14 protein-coding genes and 1 pseudogene are annotated in these 16,411 nt (G+C 68.2%); 7 read left to right on the forward strand and 8 right to left on the reverse strand.

Annotated elements, in window-relative coordinates:
- Positions 1 to 133: 133 nt before the first annotated feature.
- Positions 134 to 679, forward strand: a complete 546-nt coding sequence (locus QH276_RS22165) for an anti-sigma factor (protein ID WP_280406884.1) — start codon at positions 134 to 136, stop codon at positions 677 to 679.
- Between the two features lie 229 nt (positions 680 to 908).
- Positions 909 to 2,492 (forward strand): molybdopterin-dependent oxidoreductase, encoded by a 1,584-nt coding sequence (locus tag QH276_RS22170; RefSeq protein ID WP_432278679.1) that lies wholly within the window; start codon positions 909 to 911, stop codon positions 2,490 to 2,492.
- A gap of 133 nt (positions 2,493 to 2,625) precedes the next feature.
- Here QH276_RS22170 and QH276_RS22175 read toward each other — a convergent pair whose 3' ends face one another.
- Positions 2,626 to 4,509, reverse strand: coding sequence for an ABC transporter ATP-binding protein (locus tag QH276_RS22175; RefSeq protein ID WP_280400410.1), 1,884 nt, complete (start codon positions 4,507 to 4,509; stop codon positions 2,626 to 2,628).
- A 74-nt stretch (positions 4,510 to 4,583) separates the two neighbouring features.
- The gene (locus QH276_RS22180) at positions 4,584 to 5,669 is read right to left on the reverse strand and encodes a DNA polymerase IV (RefSeq protein ID WP_280400411.1); all 1,086 of its coding nucleotides are present in this window, start codon (positions 5,667 to 5,669) and stop codon (positions 4,584 to 4,586) included.
- A 99-nt stretch (positions 5,670 to 5,768) separates the two neighbouring features.
- On the opposite strand from QH276_RS22180, the gene QH276_RS22185 reads away from it, so the two are divergent.
- The 3 genes from QH276_RS22185 to QH276_RS22195 all read left to right on the forward strand — a co-directional run bounded on the left by QH276_RS22185 (position 5,769) and on the right by QH276_RS22195 (position 10,337).
- Complete coding sequence (locus tag QH276_RS22185; RefSeq protein WP_280400412.1) at positions 5,769 to 6,209, forward strand: PaaI family thioesterase; 441 nt, start codon at positions 5,769 to 5,771, stop codon at positions 6,207 to 6,209.
- 82 nt (positions 6,210 to 6,291) lie between these two features.
- On the forward strand, positions 6,292 to 9,099 hold the full coding sequence (locus QH276_RS22190) for an FAD-binding and (Fe-S)-binding domain-containing protein (protein WP_280400413.1): 2,808 nt from the start codon (positions 6,292 to 6,294) through the stop codon (positions 9,097 to 9,099).
- Positions 9,100 to 9,389: 290 nt separating this feature from the next.
- The gene (locus QH276_RS22195) at positions 9,390 to 10,337 is read left to right on the forward strand and encodes a DNA-3-methyladenine glycosylase family protein (RefSeq protein WP_280400414.1); all 948 of its coding nucleotides are present in this window, start codon (positions 9,390 to 9,392) and stop codon (positions 10,335 to 10,337) included.
- A gap of 13 nt (positions 10,338 to 10,350) precedes the next feature.
- On the opposite strand, the gene QH276_RS22200 is transcribed toward QH276_RS22195, so the two are convergent.
- Positions 10,351 to 10,551 carry a hypothetical protein gene (locus QH276_RS22200; RefSeq protein WP_280400427.1) on the reverse strand — a complete coding sequence of 67 codons (201 nt, stop codon included), beginning with the start codon at positions 10,549 to 10,551 and terminating at the stop codon, positions 10,351 to 10,353.
- A 266-nt stretch (positions 10,552 to 10,817) separates the two neighbouring features.
- Here QH276_RS22200 and QH276_RS22205 point away from each other — a divergent pair, with 266 nt between their 5' ends.
- Together QH276_RS22205 and QH276_RS22210 are read left to right on the forward strand one after the other, a co-directional pair.
- Positions 10,818 to 11,045 (forward strand): DUF397 domain-containing protein, encoded by a 228-nt coding sequence (locus QH276_RS22205; protein ID WP_280400415.1) that lies wholly within the window; start codon positions 10,818 to 10,820, stop codon positions 11,043 to 11,045.
- An 82-nt stretch (positions 11,046 to 11,127) separates the two neighbouring features.
- Positions 11,128 to 11,325: a hypothetical protein gene (locus QH276_RS22210; protein WP_280400416.1), complete on the forward strand. Its 198-nt coding sequence runs from the start codon at positions 11,128 to 11,130 to the stop codon at positions 11,323 to 11,325.
- A gap of 19 nt (positions 11,326 to 11,344) precedes the next feature.
- Here QH276_RS22210 and QH276_RS22215 read toward each other — a convergent pair whose 3' ends face one another.
- The 5 genes and pseudogenes from QH276_RS22215 to QH276_RS22235 form a co-directional block, all read right to left on the reverse strand.
- Positions 11,345 to 12,091, reverse strand: a complete 747-nt coding sequence (locus QH276_RS22215) for a succinate dehydrogenase/fumarate reductase iron-sulfur subunit (protein WP_280400417.1) — start codon at positions 12,089 to 12,091, stop codon at positions 11,345 to 11,347.
- A gap of 4 nt (positions 12,092 to 12,095) precedes the next feature.
- Positions 12,096 to 14,060, reverse strand: coding sequence for a fumarate reductase/succinate dehydrogenase flavoprotein subunit (locus QH276_RS22220; RefSeq protein ID WP_280400418.1), 1,965 nt, complete (start codon positions 14,058 to 14,060; stop codon positions 12,096 to 12,098).
- Between the two features lie 15 nt (positions 14,061 to 14,075).
- Positions 14,076 to 14,909, reverse strand: coding sequence for a hypothetical protein (locus tag QH276_RS22225; RefSeq protein WP_280400419.1), 834 nt, complete (start codon positions 14,907 to 14,909; stop codon positions 14,076 to 14,078).
- A gap of 285 nt (positions 14,910 to 15,194) precedes the next feature.
- Positions 15,195 to 15,482 (reverse strand): hypothetical protein, encoded by a 288-nt coding sequence (locus QH276_RS22230; RefSeq protein ID WP_280400420.1) that lies wholly within the window; start codon positions 15,480 to 15,482, stop codon positions 15,195 to 15,197.
- A gap of 623 nt (positions 15,483 to 16,105) precedes the next feature.
- A pseudogene (locus QH276_RS22235) lies at positions 16,106 to 16,327 on the reverse strand (ATP-binding protein); the annotation flags it as partial.
- Positions 16,328 to 16,411: the final 84 nt, after the last annotated feature.

A 16,411-nucleotide genomic window follows, 5' to 3' on the forward strand; every position in this document is an offset into this window, starting at 1 on the left:
CTCCGGGCCGATCAACTGGTTCATCAGGTTCGAGATGGCGGTGTGCAGCAGCCGCGGCGAGAACTTCTTCGTATCGAGCTCGAAGTCGCGGCCGATCATGGTGAGCAACCGCCGCGAATCGTCGGCGTCGTAGATGGAGAAGTTCGAGTTCAGTCCGGGCAACAGCGCCGCCTGGGCCCCCCCCGCGCGTCCGCCGCCGCCTGCCCGCCGCCCGCCCCCCCCGCGCCGACGACGGCGGGTCGCCCGGCTCCTGACCGCGGCGGCGGCAGCCGTGGTGGCTGCCGGCCTCGGCATCGGGATTCTGGTCCAGAACCTCGGTGACGACCCCGCCGGCCCGGTCTCCGCACAGCAGATCCGGGAACAGCCCGATGCCCGGACCGCCACCATCCCGCTCGGCACCGGGGGCACCCTCACGGTGGATGTCTCCGCCGGCCTGGGCGCGGCCACCGTGGCTTTCGACGCGGTACCGGCCCCGCCGCCCGGCAGCGACTACCAACTGTGGTTGATCGATGCGACCGGGGTGCCGCGCTCGGCCGGAGTGCTGACCGAACTGCCCGCGGCGAACGAGCCGTACATCACCGAGTTCGCCGGCGCCGATCAGCTGGCGGTAACCCTCGAACCCGACGGTGGCTCATCCGCGCCGACCGGTGCACCGCTCGCGGCGGTGCCGCTGGGCTGAGTCGTACCGGAAGCTGCCGAGACATTCCGCACTTCCGCCGCCTCCCGTTCCGGTGTCCGGACGATCACGGCGTGGTGATCGCCACCGGGCGATTTCTGACAGTTCGGTGACGCCACGGCCTCCTGTCTTCCGCCAACCGTGTCCGCGGTGGAACCATCCGCACCAGAGCAGTACGACGAACACCGAGGTATACGGGCCCGCGTGGCCGGCGGCCGGAACGAGGGTTTTGATGCAGGAGACACCGGATACGGGCGGAACCGTACAGCGATCCCGGGATCCGGCGGGGCGGCGGACTCCGGGTGCGATCGCGGCCGGTCTGTGCGGTCTCGTGGCCGCCGCGATGGTGCTCGGTATCGCGGAATTGTTCGCCGGATTGATCGACCCCGATGCGTCACCGTTCGTGTCGACCGGCGCCACCGTGGTCGATCACACTCCGAAACCGGTACGGGAGTTCGCGATCGAGCAATTCGGCACCGCCGACAAAGCGGTGCTGTTCTTGTCGATGGGCGTAGTGACGGCGCTGCTCGCCGTCGTGCTGGGGCTGCTGGAACGGCGGCTGCCCTACGGTAGCGCGCTGCTGGTGGTGCTCGGACTGATCGTCTGCGTACTCGTACTGCAACGGCCCACCGCAACCCCTGTTTTCGCTGTTCCGATCCTGCTCGGCATCGTGGCGGGCGTCCTCACCCTGCGCTTTCTGATAACCCGCGCGCCGGGGTCGACGCCCGCGACCGGAGAGTCCGCCGACCCCTCACGGCGCCGGTTCCTCGTGCTGGTGGCCGGGGCCGCCGTGGTCGCGGCGGGAAGCGCGGCGGCCGGGCGCTGGGTCGGTGAGCGGATGCGCGCCGTCACCGCCGATCTGGAGCGGTTCGTCCTACCGCGTCCGCAGGTCGCGGCGGCGGCACCGCCGCCGGGTACCGATCCGCCGGTGCCGGGCCTCACCGAATTCGTCACGCCCAACGACACGTTCTACCGGATCGATACCGCTCTGCGGATCCCGGCGGTGACCAGCACGGACTGGCGGCTGCGCATCCACGGGATGGTGGACCGGGAAATCGAACTGACGATGGACGATCTGCGCCGCCGGCCGGCCGTGGAGAAAATGATCACCCTGACCTGCGTTTCCAACGAGGTGGGGGGCGACCTGGCCGGCAACGCCCGCTGGATCGGTTACCCGCTGGCGGACCTGCTGGCCGAGGCCGGGGTTCGCCCGGATGCGGATATGGTCCTGTCCACCAGCGCGGACGGCTTCACCGCGGGAACTCCGGTTTCGGCATTGACCGACGGTCGCAACGCCTTGCTGGCCGTGGGGATGAACGGCACCCCACTGCCCGTGGAACACGGTTACCCCGCCCGGATGGTGGTTCCCGGACTCTACGGTTACGTCAGCGCGACCAAATGGGTGGTCGACCTGGAAGTCACCAGATTCGACAAAGCTGAGGCCTATTGGACCCGGCGTGGCTGGTCGGCGCGCGGTCCGATCAAGACCGCATCCCGGATCGACGTGCCCGCATCGTTCGCGACGGTGACACCGGGGCCGACCGTGGTCGCCGGAGTGGCGTGGGCGCAGCATCGCGGGATCGCCGCCGTAGAGGTCCAGGTCGACGAGGGCCCGTGGCAGCCCGCGGAACTGGCGCCCGAGTACTCCTCGGATACCTGGCGCCAATGGACGTGGCGGTGGGACGCGGTCCCCGGCGACCACACCCTGCGGGTCCGCGCCACCGACGGGGAGGGTCGCGTGCAGACCGAACAGCGGGCCGATCCGGTGCCGGACGGCGCCACCGGATGGCATACGCGGTCCTTCCGGGTCCGCTAGGCATCACCCGGCCGTCCCCGACGCCGAGTCCGGCGGCGGTGCACCGGTGCGGTCGGGCGGACCTCCACCGGCCTCGCGGGTGTGGCCCTGGCTCGGGATGACTGCGTCCGCTTGTTCACCACTCACTGATTCCTCAGGCCGCGGCGGGCGCTACCGGGTCATCGGCGAACTGGGTCCGGTAGAGCTCGGCGTAGCGACCGCCGGCGGCGAGCAGTTCCGGGTGGGTGCCGCGTTCCACGATCTGCCCCGCCTCCACCACCAGGATCTGGTCAGCCGCGCGCACAGTGGACAGGCGATGTGCGATCACCAGTGCGGTGCGGTCCTGTAGCGCCTCGTTCAGCGCGGCCTGGACGGCGGCTTCGGAAGTGGAGTCGAGCGAGGCCGTGGCCTCGTCGAGGATCACCACGCGCGGTTGTTTGAGCAGCAGCCGGGCGATGGTGAGGCGCTGGCGTTCCCCGCCGGAGAGCCGGTAACCGCGTTCGCCGACCACCGTGTCCAGCCCATCGGGCAGCGAGGCCACCAGATCGCGTAACCGGGCGCGGCTCAGCGCATCCCACAGTCGGGCCTCGTCGGCATCCGGGTCGGCCAGCAGCAGGTTGGCACGGATGGTGTCGTGGAACAGATGGCCGTCCTGGGTCACCAGGCCCACGGTTTCCCGGATCGAGGCAGTGCTCAGGTCACGGACATCGGTACCGCCCAAGCGGACGGCACCCGAATCGACGTCGTAGAGTCGCGAAACCAGCTGGGCGATGGTCGATTTACCCGCACCGGAGGAGCCGACGAGAGCAATCAGCTCCCCGGGCTCGGCGCGCAGGCTGATGCCGTGCAGTACTTCCTCGCCACCCCGGGTGTCCAGGGTGGCTACTTCTTCCAGCGAGGCCAGCGACACCTTGTCCGCGGCGGGGTAGCCGAAGCGCACCTCGTCGAATTCCACCGAAACACCGCCGCCGGGGACGGGCCGGGCATCCGGGGCGTCCTCGATCAGCGGTTCCAGATCGAGCACCTCGAAAACCCGCTCGAAGCTCACCAGTGCCGACATCACCTCCATCCGCGCGCTGGCGAGCGCTGTGAGCGGCGAGTACAGCCGGGTGAGCAACAGCGACAGCGCGACCACCGCGCCGGCGTCCAATTGCCCGCGCAGCGCGTACCAGCCGCCCAGGCCGTACACCAGCGCCACGGCCAGTGCCGAGACCAAGGTCAGCGCGGTGACGAACACGGTTTGCAGCATGGCGGTGCGTACCCCGATATCGCGCACCCGCCGGGCGCGCAGCGCGAATTCGGCGGATTCCTGATCGGGGCGCCCGAACAGTTTCACCAGGGTCGCGCCCGGCGCCGAGAAACGTTCGGTCATCTGGGTGCTCATGGCCGCGTTCAACCCGGCGGCCTCGCGCTGGATATCTGCCAGCCGATCGCCCATCCGGCGGGCCGGGATCACGAATACCGGAAGCAGGAGCAGGGCGAGCAGCGTGATCTGCCAGGACAGTTGCAGCATCACCACCAGGGTGAGCGCGACCGTCACCAGATTGGCCACCACGCCGGACAGGGTGTCGCTGAACGCGCGCTGCGCCCCGATCACATCGTTGTTCAGGCGGCTGACCAGGGCTCCGGTCCGGGTACGGGTGAAGAACGCGATCGGCATCCGCTGCACATGATCGAACACGGCGGTACGCAGATCGAGGATCAGGCCCTCCCCGATGCGGGCGGACAGCCAGCGGATCATCAGCCCGAGCCCGGCGTCGAGCACGGCGAGGCCGGCGATGCCCACGGCCAGCAGGATCACGGTGCGCGCGGCCGACCCGCCGACGATCTCGTCGACCACCCGGCCCGCCAGCAGCGGGGTGGCGACCGCGAGGACCGCGGCCACGACGCTGAGCACCAGGAACGCGCCCATGCGCCGCTTGTGCGGCCGCGCGAACCGTAGGATGCGGCGGGCGGTGGCGAGGCTGAAGGCACGCTCCTCGTCGGGGGCGTGCATGCGCCGGTACATCTGGTCCCAGGCGACCGATTCCATGCTCATCTGAGGTGTCCTTCCGCTCCGGAGCCCGATTCAACTCCGGTGCACCGACACTAAGAGCTCAACCTTTATTCAGGTCAAGTAGCGGCGCCGTCGACCGGGGCAAGTTCGAGGCGGACACCCAGCAACCGGACCGGGCGGTCCAGCTCGAACCGGGCGAGTACGCGCAACGCCGTATCGACGATGGTGGTGACGTCCGTCGTGGGCTCGGCCAGTTTCGACTGCTTGCTGCGGGTGTAGAACGTGCTCGTCCGCACCGTGACCGACACCCGCACCGCGACCCGGCCCGCCGCGGCGATCTCCGCGGCGACCTCGGCCGCCAGCCGCGCGACCTGCCCCCGGATCTCCTCGGGTTCGGTGAGATCACGCGGGAAGGTCTCCGATTTGCTGCGGCCCACCGGCGGCGGCGGTTTGCTCACCACCTCGGTATCCCCGGCGCCCCGCCCCAAGACCCACAGGTACGGGCCGTTGGCGGGCCCGAACTCGGCCGCCAATACGGCCCGGTCGGCGGCCATCAGATCCCCGATCGTGTGGATATCCAGCTCGGCCAGGCGGGCCGCGATCCGGCTGCCGATACCCCAGAGCGCGTTCGTCGGCCGATGCGCCATCACCTGCGACCAGTTCGCCGCCGTGAGCCGGAACATCCCCTCTTGGGCGCCCGGATGCTCGGCCGGGGTATCGGCGGACTTACCCACGGATTTCGCGAAACCGGTCGCCAGTTTGGCGGTGAGCTTGTTGTCCCCGATGCCGACGGCGCAGGTGAGCCCCAGTTCCGCGACGCCGGCGCGGATCGCGGCCGCCAGCCGTTCCGGATCCTCGGTCTCGGCCGCCACGAACGCTTCGTCCCAGCCCCAGACCTCCACCTGGTCGGTGAACGTGCGCAGCAGCGCCATGACCTGCTCGGAGGCTTCGTCGTAGCTGGGCGGGTCCAGCGGCAGGAAAACGCCCTCCGGACATTTGCGCGCCGCCGTCCGCAGCGGCATACCCGCCCGGATCCCGTAGGCCCGCGCCGGATACGACGCGCAGGTCACGACCTTGCGAGGTTCCTCGGGGTCGCCGTTCCCGCCGACGATCACCGGCAACCCGCGCAGTTCGGGATGCCGGCGGAACTCCACCGCGGCCTGGAATTGGTCGAGGTCGACATGCAACAGCCATCGGGCCACGTCTGCAGTAATACTCCTATCGGGTGACATTTCGGTGGATACCGCGGAGAATCGCGGCGGCGCCATGAGCGCGTCCGCAAGCCGCCACGAAAGGTAGCCATGTCCGACCCGGCCCCCCTCGATCTCGACCTGGCGAAGAAAGTCCTCGCCGCCCAGCCCTTCGCGAATCTGGTCGGTACCGAACTCGCCGCCTTCGAGAGCGGTTCGGCGACGCTGGTCGTCCCGATCCGCCCCGAACTCGCCCAGCAGTTCGGCTACGTCCACGGCGGGGTGCTGTCCTACCTGGCCGATAACGCGCTCACCTTCGCTGCCGGCACCGTACTCGGCGCGAACGTCCTCACCGGCGGTTTCTCCGTCACCTACCTGCGGCCCGCCCGGGGCGACCGGCTGCGCGCCACCGCGACCGTCACCGGATCCACCCGTCGCCAGGCCGTCGTGAACTGCACGATCACCGCCGAATCCGACGGGTCCGAGCCCGTGTTGTGCGCGCTGGCCCAGGGCACCGCGCGCACGGTCGACCGGGATCTGGGCGGCTCCTGAGGCGTTCCGCGCCCCGTTCGTGCGGTGGGCTCGCCGCCCGCGTTCGGGCCGGCGTGAACCGGGCGGCGCCTAGGCTTGTCGTGTGACCGAGGTGGACCGGCGGCGGCAGGCACTTGCGCGAGAACTGCGCGCCCGCCTGGGCGCCGATGTGGTGGACGACTCCTATCGCCGGCGCGTGGAGTATTCGTCCGACGCTTCCAACTACCGGGTGCTGCCCGAAATCGTGGTGTTCCCGCGGGCCGACGCCGACGTCGCCGCGGCGCTGGAGTTCGCCCGCGCCGAGGGCCTGTCGCTGACCGCGCGCGGCGGCGGTACCTCGGTGGCCGGCAATGCCGTCGGCCCCGGCATCATCTGTGATTTCAGCCGGTACATGCACGGTATCGCCGGCATCGACCCGCACCGCCGGACCGCCCGCGTGCAGCCCGGCGTCGTGCTGTCGGATCTGCAGCGCCGGGCACGGGGGCACGGGTTGCGCTTCGGCCCCGACCCGTCCACCCAGAACCGCTGCACGCTCGGCGGCATGATCGGCAACAACGCCTGCGGCCCCCACGCCCTCGCCTGGGGACGAACCTCCGACCGGGTCCGTGAACTGCGGATACTGGACGGCACCGGCACCGAGCGGCGGCTCGCGAACGATCTGTCCGCGATACCGGGACTCCCCGAATTCACCGGCTCCTCGCTTGCTGTCCTGCGCACCGATCTCGGCCGCTTCGAGCGGCAGGCCTCCGGCTACGGCCTGGAATACCTGCTCCCGGAGCGGGGCGGTTCGGTGGCCGGCGCCTTCGTCGGCACCGAGGGCACCTGCGGTGTGCTGCTGGAAGCGGAAGTGGAGCTGGTCGAGATCCCGGCCGCGACGTTGCTGGTCGTCCTCGGCTACCCCGACCTGCCGTCCGCCGCCGACGATATCGCGGCGGTGGTATCCGTGGCGCCCGTCGCCGTAGAGGGTATCGACGCGCGACTGGTCGAGATGGTGCGCGCGCACGGCCGGCAGGTGCCCGATCTGCCGCGCGGTAACGGCTGGCTGTTCGTCGAACTGGCCGATGCGACCCCGGCCGCGGCGCAGGCCGCCGCCGAAGAACTGCGCCGGGTGTCGGGCGCCCTCGATACCCGCATCATCGCCGATCCGGGGGCCGCCGCCGCGCTGTGGCGGATCCGTGCCGACGGCGCCGGATTGGCCGGGCGAACGCGTGACGGGCAACCCGCCTGGCCCGGCTGGGAGGACGCCGCGGTGCCGCCCGCGCGGCTGGGCCCCTATCTGCGCGATTTCGAGGAATTGCTGGGTGAATACAAACTCGACGGGCTGCTGTACGGGCATATCGGCGACGGGTGCATGCATGTGCGCCTCGATCTGCCCATCGGCGACGCTGCCGACCGGTTCCGCGCGTTCCTGACCGACGCGGCCCATCTGGTGGTGCGGTACGGCGGTTCCCTCAGCGGCGAACACGGCGACGGCAGAGCGCGCTCGGAATTGCTGGAAATCATGTATTCACCCCAGGTCCGCGCGGTGTTCGCCGGATTCAAGGCGCTGTTCGACCCCGCTGGAGTCCTCAATCCAGGGGTCCTGGTCGCGCCCCGCCCGCTCGACGCCGATCTCCGGTTGCGCGGGCTCGGGCCGGTGCTCCCGGCCGGTGGCTTCGCCTTCGACCGGGACGGCGGCGACCTGTCCACCGCGGTGCACCGCTGCGTCGGCGTGGGCAAATGCCGCGCCGATACCCGGGCCACCGGCGGTTTCATGTGCCCGTCGTATCTCGCGACGGCCGACGAGAAGGACACCACCCGGGGCCGGGCCCGGGTGCTGCAGGAGGTGGTGCGCGGCGAACTCGACTGGTCCGCCCCCGCGGTGGCCGAATCGCTGGACCTGTGCCTTTCCTGCCGGGCCTGCGGCAGTGACTGTCCGGCGGGTGTCGATATGGCGACCTACAAGTCCGAAACCCTGTACCGCCGCTACCGCCGCCGGCCGCGCCCGCGCGACCACTACTCCCTGGGTATGCTCCCGCGCTGGCTCGCCGTCGCGAGCCGGATACCACGCCTGGTCAACGCGGGAGCGCGCAGCGGCCCGTTGCGGCGGCTGGGCCTGCGCGCGGCCGGGGCAGATCCGCGGCGCGCGGTCCCGGAGCTGGCCGCCCGCCCGTTCCGCCGGATATGGCGCGACGAATCGAAGAAACAGCAGGTCAAGAACGGTTCCGCGCAGACGGTGATGCTCTGGGTGGACACCTTCACCAATGCCTTCGACCCCGAGATCGCGCAAGGGGCCGTGACGCTGCTGAACTCGCTCGGGTACCGGGTGGTGCTACCGGACCGCCAGGTGTGCTGCGGGCTCACCTGGATCAGCACCGGGCAACTGGACGGTGCGCGCGCCCGGCTACGCCGGTCGCTCGACCACCTCGACCCGCATATCCGCGCCGGAGGCACGGTGATCGGACTGGAACCGTCGTGTACGGCCGCCCTGCGTGCCGACCTGCCCGAGCTGCTGCCCGAGGATCCACGCGCGCGCCCGGTCGCGGACGGGGTGCGCACCCTCGCCGAATTCCTGCTGGCACAGCCGGATTGGCACCCGCCGCGCTACCCCGGCCGGTCGATAGTGGTGCAACCGCATTGTCATCACCATTCGGTATTGGGCTTCGAAGCCGATCGCCGGATATTTGCCATGATGGGCGTGCGGGTTACCGAAATCACCGGATGTTGCGGCCTGGCCGGTAATTTCGGGATGCAGCGCGGACACTACGACGTATCGGTCGCCGTCGCGAACAATGGTTTGCTGCCCGCCTTGGCGAACGCCCCCGAGGACGCGGTTTTCCTGGCCGACGGCTTCTCCTGCCGTACCCAAGCCGCTCAGCTCGCTGCGGGCCGCGGGCGGCACCTGGCACAAATACTGCTGGGTCAGTGGTGAATTCACCGGCCGCGAAGTGCGGGCCGGTACGAGCGGACGGCCGTGCGGCCGCCCGCCGCGAGACTCAGCTGCCGGACGGTAAGGTGCCCGGCTGGATCTCGTATCCGGAGCTGCCGGCGAAAACGGCACCCCAGATATCGAGCAGGAAATTGAGCGCGTTGGTGATCATGAAAACCTCCGGTGACGGCAACAGCCACTGATTTGCTCAACTCGATTCCTATCGTCTCGCAAATCCGCTCTGTTACCGCGCCGACACGATGGCGTAGTGCCGGGGCGGGCACAATGGCGTGGTGCCCCTTCGATCCGCCGACCCGCCCCCAGTGCCCGCCCGGCTCACCCGTGTACTGACCGCCGACGGCCCCATCGATCTCGCGCACAGCCTGGCGCCCCTGCGCCGCGGCCCCGCCGATCCCTGCCATCGGATCGAAGGCGACGGTGCGCACTGGCGGGTCTCCCGGATGCGGAGCGGGCCGGTCACCTACCGGCTGAGCCAGACCGACTCCCGCACGATCACCGCGGACGCCTGGGGCGCGGGCGCCGCGGAATTCCTCGACCAGCTCGACCGGATGTTCTGCCTGGACGAGAAAGTGGACGATTTCGTGGCGATCCACCCTACGATCGCCGCCACTCACCAGCGCAATCCCGGTTTACGGATGCTGCGCACGGGTCGTGTGTTCGAGGCGCTGGTCCCCGCCATCCTGGAGCAGAAGGTCACCATCGTGTCGTCCCACGCCGCGTGGCGGACGCTGGTGCACCGTTTCGGCGAACCGCCGCCGGGGCCGGCGCCGGCGGGTATGCGGGTGCCCCCGGATGCCGCGACCTGGGCGCGCATCCCCTCGTGGAGCTATCACCGTGCCAATGTGGGGCCGCAGCGGTCGCAGACCATCGTGCGGGCCGCGCGGGTGGCGGATTCGCTGGAACGCACCGCGGATCTGCCGCCGGTCGAGGCGGCACGCAGATTACGCACCATCCCGGGTATAGGGGAATGGACGGCCGCGGAGACGGCGCAGCGCGCGTTCGGGGACGCCGACGCGTTGTCGGTGGGCGATTTCCACCTCGCGTCGCTGGTGGGCTGGACCCTGCTCGGCCGGGATATCGACGACGCGGAGATGGTGGAATACCTCGAACCCGTCCGGCCGCATCGCTACCGGACGATCAGGCTGCTGGAAATCAGTGGTCAGGCCCGCAAGCCCCGGTTCGGTCCGCGCGCACCCATCACCGATCACAGCCGCCGCTGAAGTGCCGGCGTTGCTATTGCAGCGCCCGATTGTCCAGTACGCAGCGGCCGGAATCCACGAGAGTGGCCCGGGCACGGCGGCGTACCCGGCACATATCGACCGTGCAGTCCAGGTGCAGTTGCATCGCCGAATGCGCTTGTTCGGGTGTCATCGCGCCCGGATCGTCCCAGCAGTCGAGCAGCGTGGGGATCTGGGTACTCATATTCAACCGCATCACACACGACCTCCTTGTGGACCCGCGGCGACTCCTGTTGCCCGCGGTGGGTTTCCGGGTGTGCACATACGACCAACAGCTCACCATAGGCCGAGAACCGCCCGAATCGGGTGATATTCGGCATTTTTGCCGCATCGAGTTCGCCGGGAGCCGGCGGACCGATATCGGGTCCGGGGACCCCGGCCGAGCGCGTAGCATCGCGCACGACGCCGGCTTCCCCTGGCGTTCCCGGCAGAAGTATCGCGGTTGATGGAGGAGAACCCCGAATGAGCATCGATAACGGTTCGAACGTGGATCTTTCCGGCGCCGAGTGGGTGAGCAGCCCACCGGAGGGTGCGCCCGGCTCGCACAGCGTCGAGATCGCGATGCTCGCCGACGGTCATGTCGGAATGCGCGACGGAAAGGACCCCGACGGCCCGGTACTGGTGTTCACCCCGGGCGAATGGGCGGCGTTCACGGCCGGTGTGCGGGACGGCGAATTCGACCGTCCGTGATGTTGCGCGGCGCCTCGGCTCTACCGATACAACCTGGTCAACGCGGGGTTTGTCCGGTCGGGTAACGGGTAGACAACAATATGTGGACCGAGGGATCAAGAATTCTCATCCCCGGCTCCGCAAATTGGGGCCCGGCGACGGCGTGGCGTGGCTGATCGTCGGCCTGCTCTTTGCGGCGGCCGCGGTGGGGGTGTTCGTAACTACCGGCTCGGTGCTTTCGGCGCTGTTCGTCGGCGTGCTCGTGGCGCTGGTCGCCACGGGTGTGGTCGCGATGCTCTGACCACACCCGTGGCGGGTGTTCAGCGCCGGAAGAGTTTGTTGCCGAGCCAGACGATCGGGTCGTACTTGCGGTCGGCGACCCGTTCCTTCATCGGGATCAGCGCATTGTCGGTGATCTTGATGTGCTCCGGGCACACCTCGGTACAGCATTTGGTGATATTGCAGTAGCCGAGCCCGTGCTGCTCCTGGGCCTCGTCGCGGCGATCGGCCACATCCAGCGGATGCATCTCCAGTTCCGCGATACGCATCAGGTACCGCGGCCCGGCGAAGGCTTCCTTGTTCTCGTCGTGGTCACGCACCACATGGCAGGTGTTCTGGCACAGGAAACATTCGATGCATTTGCGGAATTCCTGCGAACGTTCGACGTCGACCTGCTTCATCCGGTACTCGCCCGGTTTCAGATCGGGCGGCGGCGTGAAAGACGGTATCTCCCGGGCTTTTTCGTAGTTGTAGGACACATCGGTCACGAGATCGCGGATCACCGGAAAGGTCCGCAGCGGTGTCACTGTGACGACGTCTTCGGGAGTGAACGTGGACATCCGTGTCATGCACAGCAGGCGCGGTCGCCCGTTCACCTCCGCCGAACACGATCCGCATTTGCCTGCCTTACAGTTCCACCGGACCGCCAGGTCCGGTGCCTGGGTGGCCTGCAGCCGGTGAATGATGTCGAGAACCACCTCGCCCTCGTTCACCGGCACCGTGAAATCCTGTAGCTCCCCGGTTTCGGAATCGCCGCGCCATACGCGGAACTGGGCGTCGTAACTCATCGCCTCACGCCTCCTCGGAATTCGATGCGCGGTCGTCGTGGTCCGCCGAACCGCCGGCGGCCGCCGGATGCCCGGCGAGTTCGGCCGGGGTGTAGTACTTCTCCAGCTCACCGAAGTCGAAAAGCGCCAGCAGTTCGGGTCGCATCGGCGTTTGCTCCTGCACGGTGACCGAGACATCGGGTACGCCGGTTGCGCCGGGCTCGCCCTCGACAGCGCAGACCAGCAGCTTGTTACGCCATTGCGGGTCCATCCCCGGATGGTCGTCACGGGTATGCCCGCCGCGGCTTTCGGTGCGCAACAGCGCCGCCTGCGCCACGCACTGGCTCACCAGCAGCATATTGCGCATATCCAGGGCGAGATGCCAGCCCGGGTTGAACTGGCGGTGCCCTTCGATGGTGACGTGCGCGAACCGTTCGCGCAGCGCCTCGAGCCGGGTGATCGCCTCGCGCACCTCGTGCTCTTTGCGGATGATGCCGACCAGATCGTTCATGGTCTGCTGCAGATCCGTGTGCAGGGTGTAGGGGTTCTCGCCCGAACCGCCCTCCGGCGGATCGAACGGCGCGAGAGCCACCTCGGCCGCGGCGGCGATATCGGTTTGCGAGACCACCGGCCGCTGGTCCAGTTTCCGGACGTACTCGGCCGCGCCGAGCCCGGCCCGCCGGCCGAAAACCAGCAGGTCGGACAGTGAGTTACCGCCGAGCCGGTTGGAGCCGTGCATACCTCCGGAGCATTCCCCGGCGGCGAACAGGCCGGGAACATGCGCCGCCCCGGTATCCGGGTCGACCTCGATACCGCCCATGACGTAGTGGCAGGTCGGGCCTACCTCCATGGGCTCCTTGGTGATATCCACATCCGCCAGTTCCTTGAATTGGTGATGCATGGACGGCAGCCGCCGGGTGATCTCGTCGGGGGACAGCCGGGAGGCGATATCGAGGTAGACGCCGCCGTGCGGGGTGCCACGCCCGGCCTTGACCTCTTCGTTGATCGCCCGCGCCACCTCGTCACGAGGGAGCAGGTCGGGCGTCCGGCGGGCGGAATCGTTGTCCCGCAGCCATTGGTCGGCTTCTTCCTCGCTTTCGGCGTACTGGCCCTTGAACACCGCGGGGATGTAATCGAACATGAAGCGTTTGCCCTCGGTGTTCTTCAGTACCCCGCCGTCTCCGCGCACCCCCTCGGTGACCAGAATGCCCTTCACGCTCGGCGGCCAGACCATCCCGGTGGGATGGAACTGCAGGAATTCCATATTGATCAGCCGGGCCCCGGCCCGCAGGGCGAGCGCGTGCCCGTCACCGGTGTACTCCCAGGAGTTCGAGGTGACCTTGTACGATTTGCCGATCCCGCCGGTCGCGAGCACCACCGCCGGGGTTTCGAACAGGATGAATCGGCCGGACTCGCGCCAGTATCCGAACGCGCCGCTGATCCGGTCGCCGTCCTTCAGCAGATCGGTGATCGTGCATTCGGCGAAGACCTTGATCCGGGCTTCGTAGTCACCGGTTTCGGCGTAATCCTCCTGCTGCAGCGAAACGATCTTCTGCTGCATCGTCCGGATCAGTTCGAGACCGGTCCGGTCGCCCACATGGGCCAGCCGGGGATAGGTGTGTCCACCGAAGTTGCGCTGGCTGATCCGGCCGTCGGGGGTCCTGTCGAACAGGGCGCCATAGGTTTCCAGTTCCCAGACCCGGTCGGGCGCCTCTAGCGCGTGCAGTTCGGCCATGCGCCAGTTGTTCAGGAATTTCCCGCCACGCATGGTGTCGCGGAAATGGGTCTGCCAGCTGTCCTTCTCGTTCGCGTTGCCCATGGCGGCCGCGCAGCCACCCTCGGCCATCACGGTATGTGCCTTGCCGAACAAGGATTTGCATACGACCGCCACCGAGAGGCCGTGTTCGCGGGCCTCGATCACAGCGCGTAGTCCGGCACCTCCGGCACCGATCACGACCACGTCGTAGTTGTGCCGTTCCACTTCGGGCATAGCCGTCCAAACTCCTCAGTCGATGATGCGAAGATCCGAAATCGTGCCGCTCGCCACCAGCATCACGTAGAAGTCGGTGAGCACGAGGGTGCCGAGCGTGGTCCAGGCCAGCTGCATATGCCTGGTGTTGAGCTTGGAGACCTGGGTCCAGAACCAGTAGCGCACCGGGTGGGCGGAGAAATGTTTGAGCCGCCCGCCCGCGATATGCCGGCAGGAATGGCAGGACAGCGTATAGGCCCACAACAGGATCACGTTCCCGGTGAGGATCAGGCTGCCCAGCCCCATCCCGAAGCCGCCCGATTTCCCGTGGAAGGCGCCGATGGCGTCGTAGGTGTTGATCACCGAGATGAGTACCGCGACATAGAAGAAGTAGCGGTGCGCGTTCTGGATGATCAGCGGCAGCCGGGTCTCACCGGTGTACTTCGCGTGGGGTTCGGCCACCGCGCAGGCCGGGGGCGAGAACCACACCGACCGGTAGTACGCCTTGCGGTAGTAGTAGCAGGTGAGCCGGAACCCGAGCAGGAACGGCAGCACCAGGAAACCCAGCGGGATGAACATCGGGAGATCGCCGAACGGGGTGCCGAAATGGCTCGAGCCCGCGACGCACGATGTACTCAGGCAGGGTGAGTAGAACGGCGTCAGATAGTGGTAATCGGGCACCCAGTAGGCGGTCCGGACGAACGATCTGATGGTCGCGTAGACGACGAACGCGGCCAGCCCGACGACGGTGATCAGGGGAGGTAGCCACCACCGATCCGTGCGTAGGGTGCGGGCGTTGATCCGGGCCCGGGTCTTGCTGAATACACCTGTTCCCTTGTCGGGAGCGGCTGTGGTTGTCGCGGCACTCACTGGTCGATGCCTCACTGATCGGCGGTGCGGAAGGCCGGCAGACCTCCGCGATCGAATGTGATGCTGAGCACCATACGGCAGGGTTGCTATCGGTCGAGCGGGGTCGGGGCAATCTCGTGGGCGCTCGGCCGGGGTGATTTGCGCCACATTTACTGACGATCTTGTCGGGTGAATACACCGCAAACACGAACGGCCGGCCGCCTCTCCGGCGACCGGCCGCTCTCGGCGCCCCGGGTGTGGGCCCGGGGCGGGAGGTTCAGTTATCCGGCGGTGAACGCGGTGGGGCTACTGGGTGCGCGGCCGCGAGTGGAAGCCGAGCCCCTCGTCCTGGGCGCCCATCCATGCCGACTCGTCGGATTTGCTGTCGGGTACGTAGATGGGCTCCTGGGCGCGTCCGGCCACCCGTGGCGGCGGGCTCTGCTCGAACTCGTCGGCATCGATGCAGAGCCGTTCCAGGTCGTTTTCCAGCCGGCGGACGGTGCCCGCGTCCCCGTAATGGGAGCGCAGTACGCCGATGGACTGGCGGAGCTGGTTTACGGCGTACCGGAGTTCCGCGAAGTCGCTACGTGTCATGGATACCTCCTGATTTGCTCACCGGTCGCGGTGATGTGACGCCGCGTGGGCTGCACTGGCCATCCGGCGTAGCTTGTGACCGACCACACAAGGTGATCTACAACACAGTACGGCAAAATCCCGATTCAGGCTCGTCGGATGATCAAGATCGGGTTGCGGTTGGGAGCCGATGTGCACAACTGTGAACAGTGGGTGCAAGCCGGGTAGGGGAGGTGGAGCGATGCTCCGGCCGGTGTGTCTACGGTTTCCGCTAGAGGCCGGAAGAAAGCGCTCGAGCCTCGACAGGAGTGTATTCCTCTCTCTAGCTGGGGAGGTAGAAATTGGTATAACTCCCGATCGGTGCACGTCCGGTCGATCGGCTCGCGCACCCGTCCGGAAACTGGATCAATCGGCTTTTCTACCGATATCTAGCAGTATGTCTAGGCATAGAAATACTGCTGTAGCGTCGTTCCGAAGCGTCCGGGCCCGGCAAGTGTCACGACGCCGGTCGTGTTGGCGCGGATCGCCCGTTGGTGAGGGCGCCACCCGGCGAAGTGTGTGACCGGCACAATCTCGGCCGGTAGGAAAGTCTTCCCGACTCTAGTAATGCAAGTAGATAGCGGGATAGATCGGCGGTGAAGCGTTCATGTCGTCACACTGCGCAGGTAACGACCGAAATGCGGGACCGTGAAACCGATGGTTCCGCGTTCGGCCGAATAGATCAGGCCCTTCTTGATCAGTCCGTCGCGGGCCGGGGAGAGCGATGCCGGTTTACGTCCCAGTTCCGCCGCCACCGCCGCGGTCGCGACCGGCCCGTCGTCGCCCGCCAGATCCGCCATGGCCCGCATGTACTCGCGTTCGGCCGGGGGGGGGGGGGGGGGGGGGGGGGGGGGCGCGCCGCCCCGCCCCCCCCCCCCCCCCCGGGCCGGGGGGGCGCCGCCGCGGCGCCG

This window comes from Nocardia carnea (assembly GCF_029869215.1).
Taxonomy (GTDB): domain Bacteria; phylum Actinomycetota; class Actinomycetes; order Mycobacteriales; family Mycobacteriaceae; genus Nocardia; species Nocardia carnea_B.